Source organism: Nocardia sp. NPDC004415 (assembly GCF_053602435.1).
The window spans coordinates 45,711-55,124 of sequence record NZ_JBSGDP010000042.1; the positions used below are offsets into that span (position 1 = coordinate 45,711).

Here is a 9,414-nt window from a genome sequence, read left to right on the forward strand (position 1 = left end):
CGACCTCATCCTGCGGTAACAGCGTTACCGGAGCGCGACGCTACCATTCACTCGTGGGAAAGGGACCAGAATCGGACGCTTCCGCCAAGATCATCGCGGCGGTCCTGGACCTGCTGGACTCCGAGGGCTACGAAGCCGTGCAATTGCGCGCGGTCGCCGCGCACGCCCACGTCTCGCTCGCCAAGATCTACCGGCTCTTCCCCACCAGGGACGAACTGATGGTCGACGCGCTCGAGCAGTGGATGCAGGTGAACACCTACGCCGAGGTGACGGTTCCCGGCGAGGACGAATCCGTCCGCGACTGCCTGAATCGCATGCTGCGCACCGTCTTCGAGCCGTGGGAACGCAACCCCCGGATGCTCGAGGCGTACCACTACGCCCGCACCGGCCCCGGCGGCGAACGTCTCGACAGCCAGGGCCTGGCCGCGGTCCTGCCCGCCGCCGCGGTCGCGCTGCGCGATCTCGACCCCGGCTACCTGCACGATCTGGGCCTGATCCTGGGCAATATGGTGCTGGCCCTGATCGGCCGCTTCGCCACCGGCGCGCTGCCGAGCACCGAGATCCTGCCGACGCTGGAACGCACCGTCTACCGGTTGACCGCCGACAACACCGCCGAGGCAAACCGCGCTCGACCGAGCTGACCCCTTCTCGCACAGCGTCTTCCGGGATTCGCTGCACGGATGCCACGTCCGGATTCCGCGCACCCGGCGAGCCGCGCCGTCGCCTCAGTGATCGCGCGCCCGCGCCCTGATCAGGTTCGCCAGCCGATCCAGCGATTCCTGATTGCGCATCGCGAAGACGAGATCCTGGGCCGGTCCCGGCACGAAGCGCGCGGGTCCGCTCACCGCCCGTTCCACCATCCGGATGGTGGTCTGGCCCGGCACCGCCTCGGTGAGCGTCAGCTCGATCGAGGCCGAGCCGACCGACCACAGCCGCGCCTCCAGTTCCAGCCGATACGGCCGGTCGACCGCCCGCACCACCGTGGTGTCCCTGATCAGCACCGGCCACAGTCCGAACCGGTAGTGGATGCGGCTGCCCACGGCGGGCCAGCCCGGGTCCACCTCGCCGATATGCGACGCGCCGACCACCCAGCTGGAGTAGAGCCAGCCGTCGGCCAGCGACGCGAAAGCCTGCTCCGGCGGCACCGGCACGGTGACCTCGGCTGTCAGCACGTCTGTGTTCCCATCCGTCGCGGGAGTCGGGCCTGTCCAGCGTAATTCGTCGCACCGGCCCGCGCCGGGTGAGATCTGCCCGCGCGACCCGCACGGCACGCCGAATCGCGAAGATGCGGGAAAATTGCTGTACGCCGTGGCGACGTGGGATCGTTTCCCTCATGTCCACGGAAGAACCCCGGCTCGGCGACAAGCCCGGCCCGGCCGACGCGGCTGCCGAACACACCCTGTTCGGGCATCCGATCGGGTTGACCAACCTCTTCGGTGTCGAGCTGTGGGAGCGTTTCTCCTTCTACGGCATGCTCACGATCCTGGGCTACTACCTCTACTACTCCACCACCGAGGGCGGCCTCGGCCTGGATCAGGGCACCGCGCTGGGCATCGTCGGCGCCTACGGCGGCCTGGTCTACCTGTCCACGGTGCTCGGCGGCTGGATTGCCGACCGGGTGCTGGGCATGGAACGCACCGTCTTCTACGGCGGCGTGGTGGTGATGGCCGGCCACATCGCGCTGGCCGTGCTGCCCGGTCTGAGCGGCGTCGGGGTCGGCCTGGTGCTCGTCGCCCTGGGCAGCGGCGCGCTCAAGGCCAACGCGTCCTCGCTGCTGGGCACCCTCTACGCGCCCGCGGACGCGCGCGTCGACGGCGGCTTCACGCTGTTCTATCTCGGCATCAATATCGGCGCCTTCACCGGCCCGCTGCTCACCGGCCTGCTCCAGCGCGAATGGGGCTTCCACGCCGGTTTCGCCGCCGCCGCGGTCGGCATGGCGCTGGGCCTGACCCAGTACGTCGTGTTCCGCCGCAATCTGGGCACCCACGGCCGCGAGGTGGCCAACCCCATCACCCGCCGCGAGTTGACCCCGGTGCTGATCGGGGTCGCCGTCGCCGCCGTGGTGGTGGTGATCGCCATCGTCGCCGGGCTGATCACCCTGGACAATCTCTCCGATGTCACCACCGGCGTCATCGTGGTGGCCTCGATCGTCTACTTCGCGGTCCTGCTGAGCAGCCCCAAGGTGACCCCGATCGAACGCACCAGGGTGCGCGCGTTCATCCCGCTGTTCATCGCCAACGCGGTGTTCTGGTCGCTGTTCCAGCAGATGTTCACCATGCTCGCGGTCTACTCCGACGAACGCATCGACTGGAACATCTTCGGCTGGGAGGCGCCCGCCAGCTGGATCGGCTCGGTCGAGCCGGTGTGGATCATCACGCTCTCGCCGCTGTTCGCGCTCATGTGGACCAAACTGGGCAACCGCGCGCCCAGCACCCCGATCAAGTTCGCGCTCGGCGTGATCGGCATGGGTATCGCGTTCTGGTTGTTCGCGCTGCTGTCGGGTTTCGAGGGCAAGACCGTGCCGGTGCTGGCGGTGTTCGCCATCCTGGGCGGGTTCGCGATCTCGGAACTGCTGCTCTCGCCGATCGGCCTGGCCGTCACCACGCACCTGGCGCCGCAGGCGTTCCGGTCGCAGATGATGGCGCTGTATTTCTTCTCGGTCGGTATCGGCACCTCGATGGCGGGCACGCTCGCGCGCTACTACAGCCCCGACAACGAGGCGGCCTATTTCGGCATCAGCGGCGCCGCCGCCATCGCGGCGGGCCTGGTCGTCGTGGCCATCGCCCCCTGGATCAAACGCCACATGCAGGGCGTGCACTGACCCGGACCCGGGTAATCCACGAAGACGTTCTGCACAAAAGGAGAAACACCGTGTCGACACCGGAATCCACCCCAGGAGCGCGCCGGGCAACCGGGCGCGGCAGCGGACTGTTCCGCACCAAATCGGTGGAGCAATCCATCCTCGACACCGACGAACCCGATTCGCGGCTGCGCAAAGACCTGACCGCCTGGGACCTCACCATCTTCGGTGTCGCCGTCGTCGTCGGCGCGGGCATCTTCACCCTCACCGCGCGCACCGCGGGCAATGTGGCCGGGCCGTCGGTGTCGCTGGCCTTCGTCTTCGCCGCCGTCGCCTGCGGCCTGACCGCCGTCTGTTACGCCGAGTTCGCCTCGACGGTCCCTGTGGCGGGCAGCGCCTACACCTACTCCTACGCCACCTTCGGTGAACTGGTCGCCTGGATCATCGGCTGGGACCTCATCCTGGAATTCGCACTGGCCGCCTCGGTGGTCGCCAAGGGCTGGTCGCAGTATCTGGGCACCGTCTTCGGCTTCGAATCCGCGACCGTGCAGTGGGGTTCGGTGACCTTCGACTGGGGCGCGGTGACGCTGCTGGCCGTGCTCGGCGTGCTGCTGGCCGTCGGCACCAAGGTGTCCTCGCGAGTCTCGGCCATCGCCGTGGCGATCAAACTCGGCGTCATCGCGCTGGTGCTCGTCCTGGGCGCCACCTACTTCAAGGCGTCCAACCTGAGCCCCTACATCCCGCCGTCGCAGCCCGCCGAGGACGGCGCCAGCGGCCTGCACCAGTCGCTGTTCTCCTTCGTCACCGGCGCCGGTGACAGCAACTTCGGCTGGTACGGCCTGCTCGCCGCGGCCAGCCTGGTGTTCTTCGCGTTCATCGGTTTCGACGTGGTCGCCACCGCCGCCGAGGAGACCAAGAACCCGCAGAAGGCCGTCCCGCGCGGCATCCTCGGCTCGCTGCTCATCGTCACCGTGCTCTACGTCGCGGTCACCCTGGTGCTCACCGGCATGGTCCCCTACACCGACCTCGCCGGCGACAACGCCACCCTGGCCACCGCCTTCGCCATCCACGGCGTCGACTGGGCCAAGAACGTCATCTCGATCGGCGCCCTGGCCGGCCTGACCACCGTGGTGATGGTGCTGTTCCTCGGCCAGACCCGCGTGCTGTTCGCCATGGCCCGCGACGGCCTGCTGCCGCGCTGGCTGGCCCACACCGGCTCGCGCGGCACGCCGGTACGCCTGACCGCCATCGTCGGCGTGATCTGCTGCGTGCTGGCCGGTTTCGTCGACTTCGGCACCCTGGAAGAGATGGTGAACATCGGCACCCTGTTCGCCTTCGTCCTGGTCTCCATCGGCGTCATCGTGCTGCGCCGCACCCGCCCCGACCTGCCCCGCGGCTTCCGCGTCCCCTGGGTCCCGTTCGTCCCGATCCTGGCCGTGCTGGCCTGCCTGTGGCTCATGGTCAACCTCTCGGTCGACACCTGGCTGCGCTTCATCATCTGGATGGCCCTGGGCTTCGTGGTCTACTTCGCCTACGGCCGCCGCCACTCCGTCCTCGGCAAATCCACCCCCGACCCCCACTGACCAGCACGTCGAGACAGCCCGGCCACCCCGGCGCGCTCCCCCGCGACACGCCGGTCCGACCGAGAAAACCGACACGATTCCGGTACACCCGTACGAGTCGCTAGGCTGTCCCGGACGGCCCCTATAGCCCAATTGGCAGAGGCAGCGGACTTAAAATCCGCGCAGTCTGGGTTCGAGTCCCAGTGGGGGCACCAGCACAGACCTACGCAGGTGGGTCGCGGTGTCGTTTTCTTGCCGTTCGGCGGGGCTTTCGCCCCACCTCCGAGCCACCCTCAGACCAGTCAGGAGCTATTACAAGTCCGCCAGGAAACTCTGCGCACGACCGTTTTCGACGATGTAGACGCCACTCGTGATGGGGGCGTTGCCGTAGGAATCGTCCTCATAGGTGACCCGGACGAGATGTTCGAAAAGCATGATCTGGTGCGGCTCGAGGTCGAACGGAACTGCCATCAGGCAGGTTCGTCGCGGGACGGCGACCAAGAGTTTGTCCGTCCGCAGAGCGTGATGGGCGCGGAGCATGTGCTTCGGGTCGAGCACCTTCTCCGCCGAGAAGTCATTGCCGGAGGACGTGGCGAGTGGCAGACCGTGAAGCTCTGACACCTCCCAGTCATATTCCAGGGCAGCGAGATTCGCCATCGCTTCGGCCAGGAGAGCGTTGCTGTCGACGTCGTCGCCGAAACCCTCTACCTGATAGCCGGAGTCGGTGTCGACGGCGAGCACGATGATGGGGACCGTGCCCGCTGTGGTGGCCCAGTGGGTGATCCGGTGGCGGTGTTCCCAGTCGGCGGGCTTCAGCAGCGGGTACCAAGGCCCGTCCGACAGCTCCGACCCGCCGCCGGCGGAGGCGGGCGGATACGTCGCGACCTGGCAGTCCCAGTCCTCATCGATGATCATGCGCACGTACTGAACCTGAATTCGGCCCGACGCCACGCCTTCGCGCACGTCGGGCCGTCGTGCGGCAAGATCGGGATCGGCCTCGACCATGGCGAACAGTTCGTCGTATTCCATTTCGGCGGCATCCACCTGCAATTGCGGATAGTCCGCCATCGACTCGATGTCGAGATAGACATCGATCACCACCAGCAAATCAGGTTCGGCGAGACCGATGACATCGGCGGTCCGATCACGCACCGGCCAGGTGGTGTCACCGCCGGACAGAACCTCGTACCCGTGATGGGTGCAGTAGCGCAGGGCCGCGTCCATCCGAGCTTCGTGCGTCTGCCTCGCGAACGTGACCTTCGCGGCGATGTCCGCACGGCTCGCCTGGAGAAATTCGCTGATCTGCGCCGGTCCGCGACTGTTGAGCTCTTCGCGACCGAGCAAGCCCGCCAGTCCGCCGGTGTCGAGCTCTTCCTCGGTACCGTCGACCCAACCCACGGCGGCGGTTTCGACGGCGAGCCCCAACCCGAATTCGCCGCGGAGCACCGCCGCGACCGCGTTCACCAGACCGTTGTATGCCTCGTACCGGATCGGCCACGACAGGAGCTGGACCCAGGTCTCGGGGTGATCGGCCGCTGGGGCCGTCCACCCGTTCGCTCGGAGGAAGTCGCAGCCCCGCGGGGAGAATTGACGCGGGCCGCTGACCAGCTCACCTCGAAAACCGTCGCGATCCCAGCCGAACCGGGCATACCGAATCCCGGTGCCGTCCAGCGCCACCTGCCCTGATGACGGCAGCGTGAAGAGCAGCCACGTCAGTTCCTCGGCGAACCACTGCCACGATTCCTCGGCCACACTCGGCCACATCTGCTGTGCGTCCTGCGCCGTGCTCCGCTGGCCCCGCCACCCGTCGCCAATCCCCATGCCACGCTCCAAATCAACCGATGCGAACACCGAAATCTACATGACCACAACGGATTCCCTGAACGCGCCGACGATGTGCCGCAGTGCGCGAGCGGCGGTCTATCCGGCGCGCCTGGGTGGGTCGTAGTCGGTGTGTGAGATCTCGATCAACTCGCCGTCGACCATCTCGTAGGTGGTCTCGGACTCCAAATAGGCATGGGTCGGGGACAACTCGGTCTCGTCGAAATCTTCTGACACACCGAAATTGACATCGAAGATCTCACGCGGCGGCTGCGTCGTCGCGGCGGTGTAGCGCAGGTTGCCCGGCGAGCCCAGGTTCGCCGCCTCGACGGCATCCATGACCAGTTCGGCCACTTCGATTCCGCTGGGACCACCCGGCGCGAAACCGTGCCGCTGGGCTCGTCCACGGATCATCGTTTCTACCGAGCAGCCGTCGGCGGAAAATTGTCCACGTGCCAGAAATCCCGGCTTACCCGCTTCGATGATGCTCCACGTGATATCGGAGGTGTAGGTGTGTAGGAGCGGGATGTCCTCGGCCAGCGAACCGAAAGCGGCGCACAGCATCCGGTAGAGCTCGCCCCAATTCTCGGCCTTGTCGCCCGGATCGAACAAGATGCCCTCCAGCGCCTCACCGGAGTATTGGAGATCGGGAACCGCGCGCCAAATATCCTGTGGCTCCATTTCGGGATCCCAGTGGGGACAGGCGCTCTGTTCCCATTCCGACGGTTCCGACGGTTTCCGCGACAGGTGTAGCCGGGAATCCGAGTGCTGCGTGCGCGTCAATTTGATGGTGTCGTCGCCGAGACGCCACATCGCGAACGCGTTCGGTCCGCCGACCAGGTGTGGGTCGCCGAGCCGCTCGACACAGATCCGCAGCACTCGCGCGTACACGATGTCGGCTGTCGCCGGTGGCACGAATTCGAACAGACGGACCTCGCAGAAGTCGCCATATCCGTACTGCTGTTGATCATCATAGGTTTTGGCGGCGATGAGACCGACTCTGTCATCATGGACAGCCATCAGGCTGCCGTCGGCCATCGGTTTCGGGCGTGAGGGGAAAGCTCGGAGAATCTCGTCGACGTCGCGCCGCGACCATGTGCCGCGCCGGGACCGACCGAAAACCTTGCGAAGCTTCGAGCGCTCGTTCTCCGCCATCAGCCGGTCGCCCGGATTCGCACTGATGACCGTGGGCAGATACTCCAGGAACCCCGAACCCGCTGTCGCCAACTCCCCCGCGCCGTACCACTCCTGTTCGGAGCGCGGGGCCTGCCAGCGCGCGGGGTTCTGCACTGTCAGCTCGACAGTCTCACCGGCGGACACCTTGACCACGACACGCGGCAGCATCCATGCCGCCCCACTCCCATCCGCCTGCGCTGGACTCGTCGGCGGACCCAACAAAGGCACCATCTGCGCGACTACCTCAGCCAACGCCGCCTTCGTGCGTCGCGACGGCAGTTCCGCGAGAAAGACCGCTCCCAGACTGATCTCGCCATCATCGTCGATGCCGAACACCGCCACGTTGTCCTCGTGTGCCAAGTCTGTGACCATCATGATCACCGACGGGTCCTCATCATCGAACCCGGGCGTACCCCACCCCAGCGATGCGGCGAACCGCGCGATGTCACCGGCCGACCAGGTCCAGTCGAATGCCGCTGCGGCCGTGGCGACTCGCATCGCCCCAGGTATATCCACGCTCACCGCGACACATTAGCCCGCCGTTCCGACAGCTTCGACGCGATCCGAAGGCGCATCGCACCAGGCGCTGATGGGTCGCTCGACAACCTGGCCGCGTGGTGCACCGCAGGCGCGTTCTCCGCGGGTCGACGGGTGTGTTCCGCGAGTCGGCGGGTGATCGGCTGAAGGGGGACTATGTTGATCCGGCAACCGGCCGTGTGGGCAGACCGGTGGGTTCTTCGACTCGGTGGCGAAGGGATCGACATGGGTTCGGTGGTGGGCTGGATCGTGCGAGCGGGCTGTGTGCTGGCTTTGGCGATGGCGGGGCTGGGGGTGGGTGGGAGCGCTTCGGCCGGGCCGCCGGACTCACCCGTGTGCGCGTGGCGGTTCATGTCGAACAGCACCGTGTTGAATGTGGCGTTCCCCGATGCGAATTCGACGTACTGGGTGATGCCGTATGCGTTGGGGCCCGGGGATTCGATCGAGTTGTCGGGGACGTATGCGGCGGCGCGGTATTTCTCGCTGAACACCTATGGGACCGATCTGGATACGGTCGATACGTTGCGCGACGATCAGATCGTGCCCGATCCGGGGAGTGCGAATCCGTTCGTGGACGCTTCGGCGGCGGCGCTGCCCGTGGAGCAGAAGCGGTGGCATGCCACGCTGGTGAACGGGCCGGGGGATCACAGCCGGAATCGGTTGCAGGCGGTGGCCAGTGGGCAGGGGTCGCCGATCGGGTTCGTGATCGTGCGGGTGTATGTGCCGGATGACCCGGCTTCGCTCAGCGGCGGGGTTCCGCTGCCGGATGTGAAGCTCTCGATCGCCGGGGCCGAGGTGCCCACCCAGCCGTGCGCGCAGCCGTTCGACCCGTCGGTCTACACCGGCCCGGTCGCCGACGTCGCCAAGGACGCCTTCGATCGAGTGATCGCCGGCGCCGCCTCGGGCGCCTTCCCCGGCAATACCCCGGAGGCCACCTTCAACAATCCGGCCAGCACGTCGGGCCTGTTCCCCAATGGCGACAACAAGTACATCGGCACCCGTCTCAGTCATCAGCCGGGCCGCCTGGTGGTGGTGCGCGGCAAGGCCCCCACCTTCCCGGACACCCGGGCGGGACAGTCCCCGACCGACCCGGAGCAGGTGCGCTACTGGTCGATGTGCCAGAACGACCTGCGTTCCCCGTACCCGGTCGTGGCGTGCGCCGCCGACTTCCAGACCGCCCTGGACGGCTCCGGCTACTACACCTACGTCCTGGGCGCCCCCGAAGACCTGCCGCCGGACCTCGACCCCACCGTCACCGTGATCCCCTGGGGCAGCACCGATGTGGACAAGGTCCTGTTCTTGCGCAATATGATCCCGTCGCCGGCCTTCTACCCGGATTCGATTCAGGCATCACAGGATTCGGGCAGTGACCCCGCGACGTCCATGGGCGAGTACTACCCCGACACCGCGTACTGCGGCACCGAGACCTTCCGCACCGGCGGCGCGGCGGCCTGCCTCGGTAGCTGAGCGGACAGCACACCGCCCGCCGCCGCCACGGTCGTCGGATCGGACCGTGGC

Annotated in this window: 7 protein-coding genes and 1 tRNA gene; 5 read left to right on the top strand and 3 right to left on the bottom strand. The window is 67.0% G+C overall.

The features are described from left to right. The first annotated feature begins 53 nt into the window (after positions 1-53). Complete coding sequence (locus tag ACWEMY_RS19945) at positions 54-641, top strand: TetR family transcriptional regulator (RefSeq protein ID WP_452391214.1); 588 nt, start codon at positions 54-56, stop codon at positions 639-641. A gap of 84 nt (positions 642-725) precedes the next feature. On the opposite strand, the gene ACWEMY_RS19950 is transcribed toward ACWEMY_RS19945, so the two are convergent. Continuing rightward, complete coding sequence (locus ACWEMY_RS19950) at positions 726-1,172, bottom strand: SRPBCC family protein (protein ID WP_375929951.1); 447 nt, start codon at positions 1,170-1,172, stop codon at positions 726-728. A 161-nt stretch (positions 1,173-1,333) separates the two neighbouring features. On the opposite strand from ACWEMY_RS19950, the gene ACWEMY_RS19955 reads away from it, so the two are divergent. The 3 genes from ACWEMY_RS19955 (at position 1,334) to ACWEMY_RS19965 (ending at position 4,577) form a co-directional block, all read left to right on the top strand. Next, positions 1,334-2,821 carry a peptide MFS transporter gene (locus ACWEMY_RS19955; RefSeq protein WP_375929952.1) on the top strand — a complete coding sequence of 496 codons (1,488 nt, stop codon included), beginning with the start codon at positions 1,334-1,336 and terminating at the stop codon, positions 2,819-2,821. 50 nt (positions 2,822-2,871) lie between these two features. Continuing rightward, entirely contained in the window at positions 2,872-4,383 is a 1,512-nt protein-coding gene (locus ACWEMY_RS19960) for an APC family permease (RefSeq protein WP_452391215.1), read from the top strand. Positions 4,384-4,500: 117 nt separating this feature from the next. Further along, positions 4,501-4,577 (top strand) — tRNA-Leu (locus ACWEMY_RS19965). Positions 4,578-4,674: 97 nt separating this feature from the next. Here the strand turns inward: ACWEMY_RS19965 and ACWEMY_RS19970 are convergent. Continuing rightward, a complete protein-coding gene (locus ACWEMY_RS19970; protein WP_452391216.1) occupies positions 4,675-6,114 on the bottom strand; it encodes a TY-Chap domain-containing protein in 1,440 nt (479 codons plus the stop codon). 168 nt (positions 6,115-6,282) lie between these two features. Then, a complete protein-coding gene (locus ACWEMY_RS19975; RefSeq protein ID WP_452391217.1) occupies positions 6,283-7,857 on the bottom strand; it encodes a DUF6301 family protein in 1,575 nt (524 codons plus the stop codon). A 273-nt stretch (positions 7,858-8,130) separates the two neighbouring features. Here ACWEMY_RS19975 and ACWEMY_RS19980 point away from each other — a divergent pair, with 273 nt between their 5' ends. Next, positions 8,131-9,363, top strand: coding sequence for a hypothetical protein (locus ACWEMY_RS19980; RefSeq protein WP_452391220.1), 1,233 nt, complete (start codon positions 8,131-8,133; stop codon positions 9,361-9,363). The last annotated feature ends 51 nt before the right edge of the window (positions 9,364-9,414 follow it).